Below are 17,257 nucleotides of genomic sequence, written 5' to 3' on the forward strand. Positions count from 1 at the left end.
GTTTACGGGAGGGGCCCGGGGAGTGTCTTCGGGCACCCCCGATCTTCCCACCCCCGACCCCTCCCGCAAACGGGAGGGGGGAGATAGCAACCATGGCAAAATATAACGATACATCTCCTGAAGGCCGGTCGGTCCGCTTGTTGCGCGTGGGTGAACAGCTTCGGCATATTCTGTCGGAACTGCTGATGCGGGGCGAGGTGCATGATGAATTGCTGACCGCCACCAGCGTCAGCGTCACCGAGGTGCGCATGTCGCCTGACTTGCGTCATGCAACGGTGTTTGTGAAACCGTTGCTCGGCGCGAACGAAGCGGACGTGCTCAAGGCGCTCCGGACCAATACCGCTTTCTTCCAGAAGGAAGTCGCGAAGCGGGTGAAGATGAAATATGCGGCAAAGCTGAAATTTCTTTCGGACGAGAGCTTTGATACGGCGCAGCACATCGAGACCCTGCTCAGCAATCCCAAGGTGTCTCAGGATCTGTCGAAAGATGCCGACGAGGACTGACTCCGTTCGTCCTGAGCCTATCAGGACGCAAAAGTGCTTCGACAGGCTCAGCACGAACGGTTAAGGACCGACGCTGATGGCCAAGCTTTATTTCTATTATGCGTCGATGAACGCCGGCAAGTCGAGCAATCTGCTGCAGGCAGCGTTCAACTATGGCGAGCGCGGGATGAAGGTCATGCTGTGGACCGCGGCGATCGACAATCGGGCGAGCTTTGGTGCTATTGCCTCCCGGATTGGCCTGCACGCGGACGCCCATCGATTTAGCGAGGAAACGGACTTATTCGCTGCCGTCGAGGCGGAACAGGAAGCTGCCGATCTGGCATGCGTGATGATCGACGAAGCCCAGTTTCTGACCGAAGCACAGGTCTGGCAATGCGCGAGACTGGCCGACGAGATGGGCGTTCCTGTGCTCTGCTATGGTCTGCGGACGGATTTTCAGGGCAATCTGTTCCCCGGTTCGGCCAAGCTGCTGGGCCTGGCTGACAGTCTGGTCGAATTGAAGGCGGTCTGTGAATGCGGGCGCAAGGCGACGATGAATCTGCGTATCGACGAAGCGGGCAAGGCCATAGCCGCCGGCGCGCAGACGGAAATCGGCGGCAATGAAAGCTATATCGCGCTGTGCCGGAAACATTTCCGCGAGCGGCTCAATGGTTGAATTGTCGGCAACGCTGGAGCAGGGACCCGTGCGGCTCGAGCCGGTGGCCGAGCATCATCTCGAACCGCTGCGTGTGGCCTGCGCGGAAGATAAGGATATCTGGGATATTTACCCGGTTTCGATGCTCGACGAGAATTTCGACAAGGCGATCGAGGCTTTTCACGACACCACAAACTGGGTGCGCTTTGCGGTGATCAACAGCCAGACCGGAAAGCTAGTCGGCATGACCAACTATATCAATCCCGATCAGCATGGCGTGGTGGAAATCGGCGGCACCTATATCGCGCCATCGGTTCGGGGCAGTGGTTTCAACGATGCTATGAAAAAGCTGATGATCGATCACGCTTTTGCCCAGGGCTTCACCCGCATCGAATTTCGCGTCGATACCCGCAACAAACGCTCTATGGCGGCGGTAATGAAGCTCGGCGCGCAACATGAGGGCACGCTGCGCAAGAACCGGATTACCTGGACCGGCTATGTGCGGGATACTGCGGTGTTCGGGTTGCTCAAAGAGGAGTGGGGGGCGTGAAACCGCACGGTTGGATCATCCTCGATAAACCACTGGAGCTCGGCTCAACGCAGGCCGTCGGAGCGGTAAAGCGCAACCTGCGCGAGGCCGGGCTGCTCGGCAAGGGCAAGAACAAGCTGAAGGTCGGGCATGGCGGGACGCTGGATCCGCTGGCCACCGGGGTTTTGCCGATCGCGATTGGCGAAGCGACCAAGCTTTGCGGGCGGATGCTTGATGCTACCAAAATTTATGATTTTACGATCGGTTTTGGCAGCGAAACAGAAACGCTGGATGTTGAAGGGGAGGTAACGGAGATGTCCGACCACCGGCCGTCCCTGGCTGACGTTGAGGCGGTTCTGCCGCAATTCACAGGACCGATTGAGCAGATACCGCCGAAATATTCGGCGCTGAAGATCGATGGCAAGCGGGCCTATGATCTGGCGCGGGCAGGGGTGGATGTCGAGATGAAGCTCAGGGGGGTGACGATATACGCTCTTTCCATTTCCTCCCTGGAGCAAAGCTTCGGGGAGGGGGACCGCGCCGAAGGCGTGGTGGAGGGGTCGGATAGCGCCTTGGCCCCTCCACCAGCTGACGCTGGTCCCCCTCCCCATGCTTCGCACGGGGAGGAAATTCAGGAGGTCACTCTCTCCGCCACCGTTTCCAAGGGCACCTATATCCGCTCGCTCGCTCGCGACATTGCGCGGGCGCTTGGCACTTTTGGTCATGTGACCATGTTGCGCCGCACCAAGGCGGGTCCGTTCCACCTCGGACAGGCGATTTCGCTGGACAAACTCAACGAAATTGGTAAGGGCGCGGACATTAAAGAATACCTCTTGCCGCTTGAGGCGGGGCTGGACGACATCCCGGCTTTCGACCTCGACCCTGATCAGGCAAGAATGCTTCGGCAAGGCTTGACGCTGGACGAACAGGATTTGATCGGGAACCCCGCAGTCAACGGGCTTTTTCTTGCGACAGAGAATGAAGGTTCTCCGGTTGCACTGGCTGAGCTGGTTGATGGCACCGTAAAGGTCGTCCGCGGGTTCAATATGTAAAAGATGTTCGAAGGAATGAAATAAATGACGATTACCGCAGAAAAAAAACAAGAACTGATTACAAAATTCGCCCAGACGAAAGGCGATACCGGTTCTCCGGAAGTTCAGGTTGCTGTGCTCACAGAGCGTATCGTGAACCTGACCGAGCATTTCAAAGGTCACCACAAGGATAACCACTCTCGTCGCGGATTGCTGATGATGGTGAACAAGCGGCGCAGCCTGCTGGACTATCTTCGCAAGAAAGATGTCGAGCGTTACGCCAAGCTGATCAAGGACCTTGGTCTCCGGAAATAAGATTTCGAGAGCGGCCTCCATGCGGGGGCCGTTTTCATATTGGGTACCGCGGCAATAAGGCAGCGCTATCTATTGACAGGGGTACAATGACCCCGAACCGCTGTTCAGCCGGATTGCTGGACACATGAAAGCCCCCGCACTGCATAGGGCAGGCGGGACAAAGGAAAATACGAATGTTTGATGTAAAAAAAGTTGAAATGGAATGGGGCGGACAGACCCTCACCCTCGAAACGGGCCGTATTGCCCGCCAGGCTGACGGCGCGGTTCTCGCGACCCTCGGCGAAACGGTTGTGCTGTGCGCAGTTACCGCAGCCAAATCGGTACGTGAAGGACAGGATTTCTTCCCGCTGACCGTCCACTATCAGGAAAAATTCTCAGCCGCCGGACGTATCCCGGGCGGCTTCTTCAAGCGCGAAGGTCGCGCGACGGAAAAGGAAACGCTGACATCGCGTCTGATTGACCGTCCCTGCCGTCCGCTGTTCCCCGAAGGCTTCTACAACGAAATCAACGTCATCTGTCAGGTGATGAGCTATGACGGCGTCAACGAGCCGGACATTCTGGCAATGGTTGCAGCCTCTGCTGCGCTGACCATCTCCGGTGTTCCGTTCATGGGGCCGATCGGTGCGGCGCGCGTCGGTTACAAGGAAGGCGAATATCAGCTTAATCCGTCGATGGAAGAAGTTGCGACCGGCGAACTCGATCTGGTTGTAGCCGGAACGATGGGCGCTGTGATGATGGTTGAATCGGAAGCCCAAGAGCTTTCCGAAGAAGTCATGCTCGGCGCTGTGCAATTCGCTCATGACGCTTCCAAGCAGGTCGCCGGCCTGATCATCGATCTCGCTGAACAGGCTGCGAAAGAGCCCTGGCAGCTCGACGCCGGTGACGACAATAGCGGTATCAAGGAAGAACTGCGCAAGCTGGTCGGAAAAGATATTGCCGCGGCTTACAAGAAGACCGACAAGTCAGAGCGTTCGAATGCTCTGAATGCGGTTCGCGACAAAGCCAAAGAAAAATATGCCGATGCAGACGGCCAGACGCAGATGACCGCCGGCAAGATGGTCAAGAAGCTGGAAGCCGAAATCGTTCGCGGTGCCATCATCAAGGACGGCACCCGTATCGACGGCCGCAAGCTCGATCAGGTTCGCCCGATCGAAGCCATGGTCGGCCTGCTGCCACGGACCCACGGTTCGGCTCTGTTCACCCGCGGTGAAACACAGGCGATTGTGACCACGACTTTGGGCACCAAGGACGCGGAGCAGATGATCGACGGTCTCGACGGTCTGAGCTACACCAACTTCATGCTGCACTATAACTTCCCGCCTTATTCGGTTGGCGAAGTTGGTCGTTTCGGATTTACCAGCCGCCGCGAAACCGGCCACGGCAAGCTCGCTTTCCGCGCGCTTCGCCCGGTATTGCCGACAGTTGAAGAATTCCCGTACACGATCCGTGTTCTCTCGGACATTACCGAGTCCAACGGTTCGTCCTCGATGGCGACCGTCTGTGGCGGTTCGCTGGCGATGATGGATGCTGGTGTGCCTCTGGCGCGTCCGGTTTCCGGTATTGCGATGGGCCTGATCCTTGAAGGCGAAGAATTTGCGGTTCTTTCCGACATTCTCGGCGACGAAGATCATCTCGGCGACATGGACTTCAAGGTTGCCGGTACCGAAAAGGGTATCACGTCCTTGCAGATGGACATCAAGGTAGCCGGCATTACGCAGGAAATCATGAAGTCTGCTCTGGAACAGGCCAGCGGCGGTCGCGCTCACATTCTCGGTGAAATGAGCAAGGCGCTGTCTTCGGTTCGTACCGAAATGTCCGAACATGCTCCGCGCATCGAAACCTTGCAGATCAACAAAGAGAAGATCCGTGATGTTATCGGTACCGGCGGCAAGGTGATCCGCGAAATCGTTGCCGAAACCGGCGCGAAGGTCGACATCGACGACGAAGGTCTGATCAAGGTTTCCTCTTCCGACAAATCCCAGATCGATGCGGCAATCGCATGGATCAAGGGCATTGTTGAAGAAGCCGAAGTCGGCAAAGTCTATGACGGCAAGGTTGTGAACCTGGTCGACTTTGGCGCATTCGTGAATTTCATGGGCGGCAAGGACGGTCTCGTCCACGTTTCCGAAATCAAGAATGAGCGGGTCGAGAAGGTCTCCGACGAGCTGAGCGAAGGCCAGGAAGTCAAGGTCAAGGTTCTCGAAATCGACCAGCGTGGCAAGGTTCGCCTTTCGATGCGGGTTGTTGATCAGGAAACCGGTGAAGAGCTCGAGGATACCCGTCCAGCACGCGAACCACGCGGCGACAAGCCACGTGGGCCGCGCCGTGACGGCGCTGGTGGCGGCGGTGGTCGCGGACGCGACGGTGGCGGACGTGGCCGTGACGGCGGCGGACGTGGCCGGAACAATGATGGTCCGAAGAACGAAGGTGGCGGCGATATTCCATTGCCGTCCTCGATCACCGAAGACTAGATTTTCGCACAATAGTTTCAGAAAAGGCCCGGAGCGATCCGGGCCTTTTTTTATTTGCCATATTGTCGGCCGCATTGCGGGATTAATCTCTGGTAAAGCTGCAATCGAACAGGGAGTGTTGATCTCTTCCAGCGGTTTTTTTGCTTTATTCTTGGCTGGATGAAAACAAGCGGTTAAGAGGTTTGCCATATGACAAAACACATTATCAAATGGGCCGTATTGGGTCTCTCCGCTTCGCTTCTTTCCGGCTGTGCCATGCTAGGTGGAGGCGGTGGCGGCAGCGGCGCCGATACGCGTTACGTCGCCCGTGACGTGGATACGCTCTATAATGCTGCAAAAGACCGGCTAGACCGCGGTCAGTACAAGATTGCTGCCGCGCTGTTCGACGAAGTCGAACGCCAGCACCCCTATTCGCCCTGGGCTCGTCGCGCACAGCAGATGAGCGCATTCAGCTATTATATGGCTGCCGATTATAACAAGGCGATAGAATCATCGCGCCGTTTCCTGTCGATCCATCCGGGTAACAAGGACGCGCCATATGCCTATTATCTGATCGCGCTATGCTATTACGAGCAGATCAGTGACGTGACCCGCGACCAGAAGATCACCGAACAAGCGCTGGCCTCTCTCGGCGAGGTCGCCCGTCGTTATCCGAACACGCGCTACGCGGCCGATGCGACCTTGAAAATGGATCTGGTCAACGACCATCTGGCCGGCAAGGAAATGGAAATCGGCCGTTTCTACCAGCGCCGCGGCAAATGGCTCGCCGCCACGATCCGGTTCCGGACGGTGATCGAGAAATACCAGACCACCACCCATACGCCGGAAGCGTTGATGCGGCTGACCGAATCCTATCTGGCACTCGGCGTGCCGACAGAAGCAAAGAAAACCGCTGCCGTGCTGGGTGCCAACTATCCGGGTACCAAATGGTATGAGCGCGCGTTTGACCTCGTCAACAAGCACGGGGCGACCTAGAATCGCATGTCGCTGCAAGGCGTTGCAGCTAGAGTAAACGTGTTTTAAGAGGGCATTGTGCTGCAGTCCCTTTCCATTCGCGATATCGTGCTGATAGAGGCACTCGACCTGGAATTCGGGTCGGGCCTGACCGTGCTGACCGGAGAGACAGGCGCAGGCAAATCCATTTTGCTCGACAGTCTTGGACTGGCGCTTGGCAACCGGGCCGATAGCGGTCTCGTCCGGCAAGGCACGGAAAAGGCTCAGGTTACCGCCAGTTTTGCCTCTCCCGCCAAGGGCAGCAAGCTGGCCGCCACGCTCGCCGAAAATGATATTGAAATCGAACCCGGCGAGCCGCTGATCATCAAGCGGTCGGTCAAGGCCGATGGCGGCAGCCGCGCCTTCATCAATGACCAGCCTTGCTCGGCGACCCTGCTTCGTATGGTCGGCGGGCAACTTATTGAAATCCATGGACAGCATGATGATCGCGGTCTGATCAATCCCAAGGGACATAGGGCCTTGCTCGATGCTTTTGCCGGGGTTGAAGGCAGCGCGGTCCGCGATGCGTATGATGCGTGGCAGTCCGCGAAGACGGCGCTGGAGCAGGCGAAGCAGGATCAGGACAGCGCCGAACAGGATCGCGAATATCTCGAACATAGCGTTGCCGAACTCTCCAAATTTGCGCCGCAACCCGGCGAGGAGGAGGAACTGGCGCTCGAACGGGCGACGATGATGAAGGGCGAGAAGCTGACCGGCGATCTCGAGGCGATCCGTGCGGCTTTTGACGGGTCCAACGGGGGGCTGGCCTCGCTGCGGGCAGCGGCGCGGCGGCTCGATATGATTTCCGAGGAACATCCCTTGCTCGCCGAGGCGCTGGAGGCGCTCGACCGGTCGATTATCGATGCCGGTGAAGCCGAGGACAAGCTGCACGAAGCGGCGGCTGCGCTGAGCTTTGACCCGCAGCGACTCGACGACATGGAGACCCGCCTGTTCGATCTCAGGGGGCTGGCGCGCAAGCACCGGGTGGAACCTGGAAAGCTCTCGAACCTGCTCGTTGGACTGCAAAACAAGCTGGCGGCGATCAGCGATGGCGGCAGGTCGCTGGAAGAATTGGAAGCATGTTTGGCGCGTGCGAAAAAATCCTACATTGCGGCGGCGGAAGCTCTGAGGGCACAGCGGGCCAAAGCGGCGAAGGCGCTCGACAAAGCGGTGGCTGGCGAATTGGCGCCGCTCAAGCTGGATGCAGCAAGATTTGAGACTTTGCTTGAAGAATTATCTGAAGAGCATTGGAATAAAGGCGGAATGGACCGGATCGAGTTTTTGATCTCGACCAATCCGGGGGCGCCACTCGCACCCATGGGCAAAATTGCCTCGGGTGGCGAACTTTCGCGGTTCATTCTGGCCCTGAAAGTTGCATTGGCGGAAGAATATGGTCTGAAAACCATTATTTTCGACGAAGTTGACCGCGGCGTCGGCGGCGCGGTAGCCTCGGCGATCGGCGACCGCCTGTCGCGCCTGTCGAGCGGCGCGCAACTGCTGGTCGTGACCCACAGCCCGCAAGTTGCCTCCAAGGGTGACGCGCATATGCTGATCAACAAGTCGCTCAGCGGCACGGTTTCGCGCACCGACGTTCGCGCGCTGGACAATGAAGGCCGGCGGCAGGAAATTGCGCGGATGCTGTCGGGTGCGGATGTGACGGATGAGGCGCGGGCGCAGGCGGATCGGTTGCTGGAGGGGGTTTAGTGAAAGTTCGGGAACTGCCTCTCGAGCCCCTCCTTTGAAGAGGAGGGGCTAATATTGTGACGGACCGGGCCATTCTTCTTGCTCGGGCGAGGGAGATGCGGCGCAATCCTACCGAGCCGGAAAAGCGGCTTTGGCGGCATCTTTCGGCTTCTCAGCTGGCGGGCCATAAATTCCGGCGTCAGGCGGTGATTGAATATTTTATCGCCGATTTTTTCTGTCCGCATAAAATGCTGATTGTTGAGGTGGATGGTGATACGCATGACATCGATTCTGACTGCAAGCGCGATGATCGGTTGCGGAAAAAGGGATATCGGACGGTGCGGTATAGCAATTTGGATGTGATGGGGAATATGGATGGGGTTTTGGCGGATTTGTTGAAAAAATTGGAAGAGACTCCTGATCGGTGGGCTGGGAGTCAGGCCGGCACCACCCCAAACCCAGTTTCAGGTGAAACGGCCCCCGGCCGTTTCAGATCAGTCCGGGGGACTGATCGACCTGAAACTTCTGAAGAGGAGGGGCTTAAGTGAGTTCGATCCTAGCAAATGCAGGTTGCGATCAGGCAGCCCAGTCTGAGCCCCTCCTTTTCAAAGGAGGGGTTGGGGTGGTTCGGTGCCGCTTGTCGCTGCGCGAGCGATGTTCACACATCGCCACCACCCCAACCCCTCCTCTGAAGAGGAGGGGCTTTTTGTGAGCGTTACTCCCGTCGAAAATCTCTCCGAAGCCGATGCCGCGAACGAACTGATGCGCCTGGCGCGGAAGATTGCGAAGCATAACAAGCTTTACCATGCCGAAGACTCGCCGGAGATTTCCGATGCGGATTATGACGCGCTGGTGCGGCGGAATAATGCGCTGGAAGAGGCCTTTCCGCATCTGGTGCGCGACGACAGCCCCAACAAGCTGGTCGGCGCGGCGGTGGCGGCTTCGCCCTTGTCCAAGGTCAAGCACGAACAAAGGATGATGAGCCTCGATAACGGCTTTTCGGACGAGGATATCGCCGAATGGCTGGCGCGGGTGCGGCGGTTTCTGTATCTCGAGGAGGGTGCGCCGGTGGCGGTGACGGCGGAGGACAAGATTGACGGATTGTCCTGTTCGCTGCACTACGAGAAGGGCGAGCTGGTGCTGGCGGCGACGCGCGGTGACGGGCAGGTGGGCGAGGATGTGACCGCCAATGTGCGGATGATTGCGGATATTCCGCAATCTCTCCGTTCGTCTCGAGCGCAGTCGAGAGACGGTGATGCGGAGACCGGTGTCTCGACTTCGCTCGACACGAACGGCTATTCCCACACCATCCCCGATCTCTTCGAAATCCGCGGCGAGGTCTACATGGCCAAGGCCGATTTTGCCGGGCTGAACGAACGGCTGATGGACGAGGGCAGGGCCGATGCCGATGCCAAGGGGGTTGAGTTCGATCCCGAGAAAATCCGCCAGTTCGCCAATCCGCGCAACGCCGCCGCCGGCTCGCTGCGGCAGAAGGATCCCAATGTCACCGCCAAGCGGCCGCTGAAATTCTGGGCGCATGGATGGGGTGTGCACAGCGAAGTACCCGGCGAGACGGCTTTTGACGTCATGAAGGCGATTGAAAGCTGGGGCGTGCCGGTGTCGCCTTTGGTCAAAAGGTTTGAAACGCTGGAAGAGATGCTCGCCCATTATCGCCATATCGAGGCGGAGCGGGCGGACATGCCTTATGATATCGACGGGGTGGTCTACAAGGTCGACCGGCTCGACTGGCAGCAGCGGCTCGGTTTTGTCGCCAAGGCGCCGCGCTGGGCGATTGCGCATAAATTTCCCGCCGAGCAGGCGCAGACGACACTGGAGTCGATCGATATCCAGGTCGGACGCACCGGCAAGCTGACCCCGGTTGGCCGTCTGAAACCGGTGACGGTCGGCGGCGTGGTGGTGTCCAATGTGACGCTGCACAATCGCGACGAAGTCGAGCGGCTCGGCGTGCGGCCCGGTGACCGGGTGGTGATCCAGCGGGCCGGGGACGTGATCCCGCAGGTGGTCGACAATCTGACGCGCGATGAACAGCGCGAACCCTATCAATTCCCCGACCATTGCCCGGAATGCGGCAGCGAAGCCGTCGCCGAGGAAGGCGAAGTCGATGTGCGCTGCACCGGCGGCCTGATCTGCCCGGCGCAGCGGTTCCAGCGGCTGGTCCATTTTGTCTCGCGGGTGGCGCTGGATATCGATGGTCTGGGCGAGAAAAGCATTGCCGAATTTATCGAAGCAGGCTGGCTGGAAAGCCCCGCTGATATTTTCCGGTTGCGGGACCATCGCAAGGACATCCTGGCCCGCGAAGGCTGGCAGGAAAAGTCTGTGGATAATCTGTTGGCGGCTGTGGAAAAGAAGCGTCAGCCGGATGCGGCGCGGCTGCTGTTCGGGCTGGGCATCCGCCATATCGGCACGGTGACGGCCAAGGATCTGCTGAAGAATTTTGTGACCTTGCCGCGCTTGCGGGAGATTGCGGTGGCTGCGCAGGAATCCGCAGAATACCGTTCGTCTCGAGCGAAGTCGAGAGACGGGGATGGCGCGGAGCAGGGTGTCTCGACTTCGCTCGACACGAACGGAGAGGCTGCGCCCGATATCACCGGGACAGAAGCGGGCGATGCGGCCTGGGCGGAGATTACCTCGATCGACGGCGTCGGCCCGACCGTGGCGCAGGCGCTGGCCGATTTCTTCCACGAACCGCATAATTGCTCTGTCTGGGATGATCTGCTGAGCGAGGTCTCGCCGCCCGACTATATCGTCGAAACCCGCGACAGCGCGGTGGCTGGCAAGACCGTCGTCTTCACCGGCAAGCTGGAAACCATGAGCCGCGACGAAGCCAAGGCGCAGGCCGAGGCGCTGGGGGCCAAGGCGTCGGGCTCGGTGAGCGCGAAGACCGATCTGGTGGTCGCCGGACCGGGGGCGGGGTCGAAGGCCAAGAAGGCGGCTGAGCTGGGTATCGAGGTGATTGACGAGACGGCATGGGCCGAGATTGTGGCAGCGGCAAGTTAACGCCGCTTAGTCACAGCAAGTCATCGATCGACGCGTTCGGCGTTTTTCAATCCTTCGCTCATCGTGTGGATCATCGCGGAACGTTGCAGCGATGCTTTTACATTGGCCGGCACCTTGTACAGGCCCCGGAGAAGCAACAAATCTCCGCCGCTCAGTGAGGCGGGGTTCAGCGATTTGTCTTCGGTTTCCGAGAATAGCGATAAAATGGAGCCGTTTGGCACCTGTGTATCGTTCCCCACATCGATATCGATCAGCGTAACCATGGCAGCATAGTCAGCCAGCTGTGCAGCGGATATGCCGTCCAGAGCCTTGCTATCAATCAACAGATAGGAATAACCAATCCCTTCGACCGTCGATCGTGAAATTTTGGACTTAACCTGCGTCGTTTGGCCATTGACCGATGATCCGCCGAGCGCCACTCCTCCTCCGGGCCCGTTTGAGCCAGCCTGGAAGGCAAAACTGCCAGCATTAGCGCTATGCCGGGAATCGCTACCGAGTGTCTGGGTTGCCTTCCAGCTATAAACAGGTCCGCCACTTTGCTCGATCCGGTCTTTTTCACGGCCTGTCAGCGATCCGAACAAGCGGGCTTTCTTGCTCCGCAACAGCTTGATCTCAGAACCGCCATCTTCCACGATCGCCACGAAAATATTGGGTCTGCAATTTTCTTTTGCGACCTCTATTTCAGCCAATTCGGCGACCTGGCGGATCCGCTCTTCTATAGCCTTGCTTTGCCGTTCGGCCAGACCGGCCACGGAAGGACAAACGGCTTGCGCGAAACGGGCATATTGCCCGTTGTTCCTGCCACCTCCGGAAACCCGGAAATGATTGGCTATCAAATTCTGAAATTCGGCGAGTTTCTTTTTCTGACCGGTGACCACAATTTCCTCGTCCTGAGACGCGGATCGTGGCGCTTCCTGCGTGGCTTTTGCAGGGCTTGTCGTTGCAACAACAGATGCTGTAAAAAGCATCGTCAGTTTAATATATCGGGATTTAATTAAATACCGCATATTTGAAAAATACAGTAAAATGCCAGTTGAGTCAAATTAGATGGATCGCGGTTATGCGACGGCGGCGACCGTCATTCTTCAAGTGTTTATGTTCTGGCCGCCGCTTCGATCGCCGCCAGTTCCTTCACCCCATGGCCGTCTTCCTTGTTTTCCGGAAAGATCGGCCAGGCGAGTTGCTGACCCAAAGTCGCTGGTGCAAGATTTTCCACGCCATAGCTATCGGGATAGCGGCGCGTGATATGGGCGGTGCCGAACAGCACGTCCCAGAAGAACAGCAGGTTTCCGAAATTGCCCTTGTAATGGGTGACGCCGTCGCTTTTGTGGCGGCCGTGATGGGCGTGGTGGGTGGCCGGGGTCGAGATGGTGCGTTCCACGACCCACATCAGCGGCGACAGCCATTTGATCCGGTAGAGCTTTGCGTCCCAGGCGACATCGCTGTGCGCGCCGACGATTACCGCCATCTTGACGATGATATAGCCGACATAGACCCAGCCGAGGCCGAGATAGATCAGCGCGCCGGAGAACCAGATACTCGGCATGGTCAGATAATAGAAGATATTGTTCCGGTATACGAGACGGACGCTCATGTAGCGCGCATTATGGTGCGAGCGGTGGAGATTGTAGAGGAAGGGTACGCTGTGCGACAGCCGGTGCCAGAAATATTGCATCATGTCGTCAAACACCAGAAACAGGGCAATGGCGGCGATCAGCGGAATGCCGGCCAGCGCGCCTTGCCATTGTGGCGCTACATTGCCGAGGATGAACTGGGCGGCGAGAATGATGCCGGGCTGGGTGATGACCAGCAGCACGAACGACCCGATTATCTCGACCATCGCATCGTCGCGGGTCTGTTCCGGTTTGCTGAACAGACGGGTGCGGAAAAATTCCAGAAGTCCGAAGATGATGAAAATTCCGGTAATCGCCAGAAGTTCGGGTCGCATAATGTCTCTCCCAGAGGATTGCTTGCGGATTTTCATTAGCCGATGTAGTTGTCCAGAAATGCAAACTACTTATCATTTACGATATTGCCGATGAACGCGCCCGCTCCAATCGCCGGAACCGGTTTTGTGAAAGCGCTTCCCGAGGCGATCCGCAGCGATTTCCTCGCGCGGGGGCAGGTGCGGAAATTTGCAAAGGGCCAGATCATCCAGCAGCGCGGCGACGAGGCAAAGGAATTCTGGTTCATCGAAACGGGATCGGTGCAGGTCGGGCGCTATGGCATTGATGGCCGGTTGACTTTGTTTGCGCTGATTGGCGCGGGCGATACCTTTGGTGAACTGGCCTTCATGGGCGAATTTCCGCGGACGGTGGATGCGATTGCCGGCAGTGATTGCCGGCTGATCCGGATCGGGCAGAGCGAGCTGCAGAGCCTGATGGACTCCGATCCGGCGGTGATCGGGCTGCTGCTCAAGACGATGGCGCTGACCGTGCAGGAGTCGTTCAATCTGATCGAATATAGCCGCAGCCTGTCGGTGCCGCAAAGGCTGGCGCTGGCGCTGTTGCAGCTGTGCGGCGACCAGGAGGACGGCGCGCGGATCAGCGTCACTCAGCAGGAGCTGGCCGATCTGGTCGGCGTGTCGCGGGTATCACTGGGCAAGGCCGTGGCGAAACTGGAACAGGCGGGGATGATAGAGCCGGGCTATGCTTGGGTGATGATCAGGGACCGGGCGGGCTTGCAGGATATGGGTGGACGCTAGGGCCTGCCTTTCATTCCGCAGTGTCGATCAGACGCGAGCCGTGGTTCGACAGGCTCACCACGAACGGCCTCCGTCGTACCACCCATCGCAACGTCTCGCCCCACCCGTTCGTCCTGAGCTTGTCGAAGGACCGTTTGTGGCGATGGCGGTCGTTCAACGGGGGCGGCGCTGCACCTTCAATCCATGTCTTCAGGAAACCAGCGCATCACGCCGCCCTGGAACGGGGTCCAGCGTCCGGTTCGGATGCCGGCCTGCTGAAGGATGTCGCTGGTCCAGTTGTTGCAGCTGTTGAAGGCGCTGTAATAGCCATGGGCTTCGTAGAACAGGTCATCCTTGCCATAGCCGGGCGTTGGCTGAGGGCGATGCTGGTCGTCGAGCGCGAATTGCTCCTCGATGGCGGTCGCGATCTTGCGATATTCGGCTGCGCTGACCGTCAGGGGCCGGCGATAATAGGGATAAGCCTGTGGATATCTCAGGTGATAGACGTGGATAAGCACGTCGCTGCTGCCGACAACCGCGCTCAGGGCGTCGCCGGGCCGCAGGTCGGTCCATTCGCGGGTGTGGCGATAGACGCCCTCATGGCCCCAGCCGACCAGAATGTGGCTGCCATAATAAGACGGGTCGGAAAGATGTTCGGGGCGGACCAGATTGGTCCAGTCGTGAACATCGCTCCACAAGGGCATGATGATTCCGGTGTGCAAGCCATTGGTTTCGATGAATAATTCGACACCATCATCGGGGCTTTGCCAGTCCTGGTTGGCGGGCAGCAGGCTGCCGCCCAGCGCCGCCAGCAGATAGAGGGCGACGACCACGCCCAGCGCAACGACCGTCCGTTTCAGCCATTTGAGCGAGCTAGTTGCCATGGAAACCTTTTTTGCTGTAAGATGCGGTCATGCTAAGCACCCCCGAAACCGAAACCCATGTCTATGACAAGCCGCCACCGCACGCAAATGCCGACTGGACGATCGATCAGGACTGGCAGAGCTATTCGGCGGAAGACCATGAAACCTGGGACATATTGTTCGCGCGGCAGCAGAAGATGCTGCCGGGCCGGGCGGCGCAGGCATTTCTCGACGGCATCGATATATTGAATCTGTCGCGGCCCGGCATTCCCGATTTCGAGGAGCTCAACCGGATCTTGATGGATGCCACGGGATGGGAGGTTGTCGCGGTTCCCGGACTGGTACCCGATGACGTTTTTTTCGACCATCTCGCCAACCGGCGTTTTGTCTCGGGCAATTTCATCCGGCGGCGCGACCAGCTCGACTATCTGCAGGAACCTGATATTTTCCACGATGTCTTCGGCCATGTGCCGATGCTCGCCGACCAGCGGTTCGGGGACTATATGGCCGCTTACGGACGCGGGGGATTGCGGGCGCTGGAATATGGCACGCTCAAGCAGCTCGCCCGGCTTTACTGGTATACCGTGGAATTCGGTCTGATCCAGGAAGCGGAAGGTCTGCGCATCTATGGCGCGGGCATTGTTTCCAGCTATGGCGAGAGCGTGTTTGCGCTTGATGATCCCAGCCCCAACCGGATCATGTTCGACCTCGAACGGGTGCTGCGCACCGAATATCGGATCGACGATTATCAGCAGAATTATTTCGTCATTCCCAGCCTGGATGAATTGCTGCGAGTGACGGTGGAAACGGACTTCAAGCCGGTTTATGATCGGATCGCCAGCCTGCCGGACATCAAGATTGCCGAGATTGTGGAGGGCGATGTGGTGTTGACCGAGGGAACGCAGGACTATGCGCGGTCGCAATCGGGTGAAGCTGTGGTTGTTTGATTGTGTGTGTACCTGCGCAGGCAGGTATCCAACTCCCGGAATGATGTTTAGACGGACTGGTCCTGGATGGCCCCCTGCATTCGCAGGGGAACAGGTTTGGGATTGTTGCGCCGGTTAGCGCCTCCTACGCCATTAGGACTCACACAAAGCCACGAAGACGCTAAGCGGTGCCAAAATGCAGAGCGGTCACGCGCATAGTTCCAACCTTTGTGGCTTCGTGTCTTCGTGCGAGCGCTAACCATATCGCGTCACGCCGAAACTTTACAGCAAGGGCCGGTTTTATTTTCTGTGACCTTTGCCCTGGAGCCGCAGATTTCCTGCCTTTGCTGGACGGCAGCCGGGGGCATGATCATTTTTATCTCTGTCACCCCAGCGCAGGCTGGGGCCCAGCCCGATTGTGACTGAGGGAGAGTGTTCCACTCTGGCCGCCATTGGTTTGGATGCCAGCCTTCGCTGGCATGACGGGAGCTGGGAGGCGTTTTTCTGGTTCAAAATAATCCGGCTATCGGTGAACTATACCCGAACCACCTCCGACCGCAAATCTGGTAGATGGACCGCGTCGCGGGTCACGTGTCTCGCCTTGCCTTTCGCAGGAGAGTCCTAAATCTCCCCGAAATAATCCGGTGCCAGCGGGGATTTCTTGCGCATCGGCGTGCGGGCGTGGCCATATTTCCTGGCCTTGACCAGAGTCAGGCAGGGCCATTCATTCTCCAGTCTTGTCTGTCTCAGGCGGAAACCCTGGGAAAGATAGGCGCGGACGACTTCGGTTTTCTGACGGGCGAGCAGGCCGGCTAGAATGAGCACGGTTCCAGCGCTGGCGGCTGCAGCGATTTGCGGGGCGAGGGCGACCAGGGGACCGGCGAGGATGTTGGCGATGATCAGATCATAGGGCGCGCGTTGTTCGAGGGCAGGGTGATCCAGGCCGTTGCTTTGCAGGATGCGGATCTGGCCGCGGCCATTGCCCGGCACGATCGCGTTGAGCTCGCAATTTTCTTCGGTTATCGCGACCGCGATCGGGTCGATATCGCTGGCGATGATCTTTGCGTCGGGCCAGAGATGGTGCGCGGCAAAAGCGAGCAGGCCGGTGCCGGTGCCGACATCGGCGATGTTGCGGAAGCGGTGGCTGGTGCGCTTGAGCCGGTCGAGGCTGTGCAGGCATCCCATCGTCGTTTCATGATGGCCGGTGCCAAAGGCCTGTCCGGCGTCGATGCAGAGATTGGTCAGCCGGGGATCGTCAGACGGCTGATCGCTCGACGTATGAACGTGGAAACGGCCTGCGCGCAGCGGCTCGAGGCCTTGCTGGCTCAGCGTAACCCAGTCCTCGTCATCGAGCATCTCGACTAGCGGCTGGAAAGCGGCTGCCTCGGCGGACGGCGACAATTTGAGGAGATTGCCGATCAGCGCGGCGTCCGGCTCGACCTGGCAATAAACGTCGATCATCCACTCATCGGGGCGCTTGCTATCGCTCTCGCTGGCGACGATCGTCGGGGTGGAATCACTGCCCGCAATGAACAGCTGGTCCTCCGCGAGCAGGTCCGCTTCGGCGCGGGTGCAGGGGAGCGAGACTTTCCAGGTCGTGGTCAAAGC

At 58.6% G+C, this 17,257-nt stretch carries 17 protein-coding genes; 13 read left to right on the plus strand and 4 right to left on the minus strand.

What is annotated here, in order from left to right; genetic code table 11:
• Positions 1-92 precede the first annotated feature (92 nt).
• The 10 genes from rbfA (at position 93) to ligA (ending at position 11,177) form a co-directional block, all read left to right on the plus strand.
• Positions 93-503, plus strand: coding sequence for a 30S ribosome-binding factor RbfA (gene rbfA / locus HUO14_RS04150; RefSeq protein ID WP_176278583.1), 411 nt, complete (start codon positions 93-95; stop codon positions 501-503).
• Positions 504-579: 76 nt separating this feature from the next.
• A complete protein-coding gene (locus tag HUO14_RS04155) occupies positions 580-1,158 on the plus strand; it encodes a thymidine kinase (RefSeq protein WP_176278584.1) in 579 nt (192 codons plus the stop codon).
• On the plus strand, positions 1,151-1,687 hold the full coding sequence (locus tag HUO14_RS04160) for a GNAT family N-acetyltransferase (RefSeq protein WP_176278585.1): 537 nt from the start codon (positions 1,151-1,153) through the stop codon (positions 1,685-1,687). Before HUO14_RS04155 ends, HUO14_RS04160 begins: the two co-directional genes overlap by 8 nt.
• Positions 1,684-2,718 carry a tRNA pseudouridine(55) synthase TruB gene (gene truB / locus HUO14_RS04165; protein WP_425500472.1) on the plus strand — a complete coding sequence of 345 codons (1,035 nt, stop codon included), beginning with the start codon at positions 1,684-1,686 and terminating at the stop codon, positions 2,716-2,718. The genes HUO14_RS04160 and truB overlap by 4 nt, the downstream gene beginning before the upstream one ends.
• A gap of 24 nt (positions 2,719-2,742) precedes the next feature.
• A complete protein-coding gene (gene rpsO / locus HUO14_RS04170; protein ID WP_176278587.1) occupies positions 2,743-3,012 on the plus strand; it encodes a 30S ribosomal protein S15 in 270 nt (89 codons plus the stop codon).
• Positions 3,013-3,185: 173 nt separating this feature from the next.
• A complete protein-coding gene (pnp, locus tag HUO14_RS04175) occupies positions 3,186-5,483 on the plus strand; it encodes a polyribonucleotide nucleotidyltransferase (RefSeq protein WP_176278588.1) in 2,298 nt (765 codons plus the stop codon).
• A gap of 189 nt (positions 5,484-5,672) precedes the next feature.
• Positions 5,673-6,458 (plus strand): outer membrane protein assembly factor BamD, encoded by a 786-nt coding sequence (locus HUO14_RS04180; RefSeq protein WP_176278589.1) that lies wholly within the window; start codon positions 5,673-5,675, stop codon positions 6,456-6,458.
• A gap of 57 nt (positions 6,459-6,515) precedes the next feature.
• Complete coding sequence (recN, locus tag HUO14_RS04185; protein ID WP_176278590.1) at positions 6,516-8,180, plus strand: DNA repair protein RecN; 1,665 nt, start codon at positions 6,516-6,518, stop codon at positions 8,178-8,180.
• Between the two features lie 56 nt (positions 8,181-8,236).
• Positions 8,237-8,707: an endonuclease domain-containing protein gene (locus HUO14_RS04190; RefSeq protein WP_343046047.1), complete on the plus strand. Its 471-nt coding sequence runs from the start codon at positions 8,237-8,239 to the stop codon at positions 8,705-8,707.
• A gap of 214 nt (positions 8,708-8,921) precedes the next feature.
• On the plus strand, positions 8,922-11,177 hold the full coding sequence (gene ligA, locus HUO14_RS04195; protein WP_246255301.1) for an NAD-dependent DNA ligase LigA: 2,256 nt from the start codon (positions 8,922-8,924) through the stop codon (positions 11,175-11,177).
• Between the two features lie 20 nt (positions 11,178-11,197).
• Here ligA and HUO14_RS04200 read toward each other — a convergent pair whose 3' ends face one another.
• Positions 11,198-11,596, minus strand: coding sequence for a hypothetical protein (locus tag HUO14_RS04200; protein WP_176278592.1), 399 nt, complete (start codon positions 11,594-11,596; stop codon positions 11,198-11,200).
• A gap of 117 nt (positions 11,597-11,713) precedes the next feature.
• Between HUO14_RS04200 and HUO14_RS04205 the strand changes: the two genes are divergently transcribed.
• Positions 11,714-12,175, plus strand: coding sequence for a hypothetical protein (locus tag HUO14_RS04205; RefSeq protein ID WP_176278593.1), 462 nt, complete (start codon positions 11,714-11,716; stop codon positions 12,173-12,175).
• 95 nt (positions 12,176-12,270) lie between these two features.
• Here HUO14_RS04205 and HUO14_RS04210 read toward each other — a convergent pair whose 3' ends face one another.
• Entirely contained in the window at positions 12,271-13,125 is an 855-nt protein-coding gene (locus tag HUO14_RS04210; RefSeq protein WP_176278594.1) for a sterol desaturase family protein, read from the minus strand.
• Positions 13,126-13,215: 90 nt separating this feature from the next.
• On the opposite strand from HUO14_RS04210, the gene HUO14_RS04215 reads away from it, so the two are divergent.
• The gene (locus HUO14_RS04215; protein WP_176278595.1) at positions 13,216-13,881 is read left to right on the plus strand and encodes a Crp/Fnr family transcriptional regulator; all 666 of its coding nucleotides are present in this window, start codon (positions 13,216-13,218) and stop codon (positions 13,879-13,881) included.
• Between the two features lie 176 nt (positions 13,882-14,057).
• On the opposite strand, the gene HUO14_RS04220 is transcribed toward HUO14_RS04215, so the two are convergent.
• Positions 14,058-14,744, minus strand: coding sequence for a TIGR02117 family protein (locus HUO14_RS04220; protein ID WP_176278596.1), 687 nt, complete (start codon positions 14,742-14,744; stop codon positions 14,058-14,060).
• Between the two features lie 29 nt (positions 14,745-14,773).
• Here HUO14_RS04220 and phhA point away from each other — a divergent pair, with 29 nt between their 5' ends.
• Positions 14,774-15,670, plus strand: coding sequence for a phenylalanine 4-monooxygenase (phhA, locus tag HUO14_RS04225; protein WP_176278597.1), 897 nt, complete (start codon positions 14,774-14,776; stop codon positions 15,668-15,670).
• A 600-nt stretch (positions 15,671-16,270) separates the two neighbouring features.
• Here the strand turns inward: phhA and HUO14_RS04230 are convergent.
• Positions 16,271-17,254, minus strand: a complete 984-nt coding sequence (locus tag HUO14_RS04230) for a 50S ribosomal protein L11 methyltransferase (protein WP_176278598.1) — start codon at positions 17,252-17,254, stop codon at positions 16,271-16,273.
• Positions 17,255-17,257 lie beyond the last annotated feature (3 nt).

It is taken from the genome of Parasphingorhabdus flavimaris, from assembly GCF_013371215.1.
Classification (GTDB): domain Bacteria; phylum Pseudomonadota; class Alphaproteobacteria; order Sphingomonadales; family Sphingomonadaceae; genus Parasphingorhabdus; species Parasphingorhabdus flavimaris.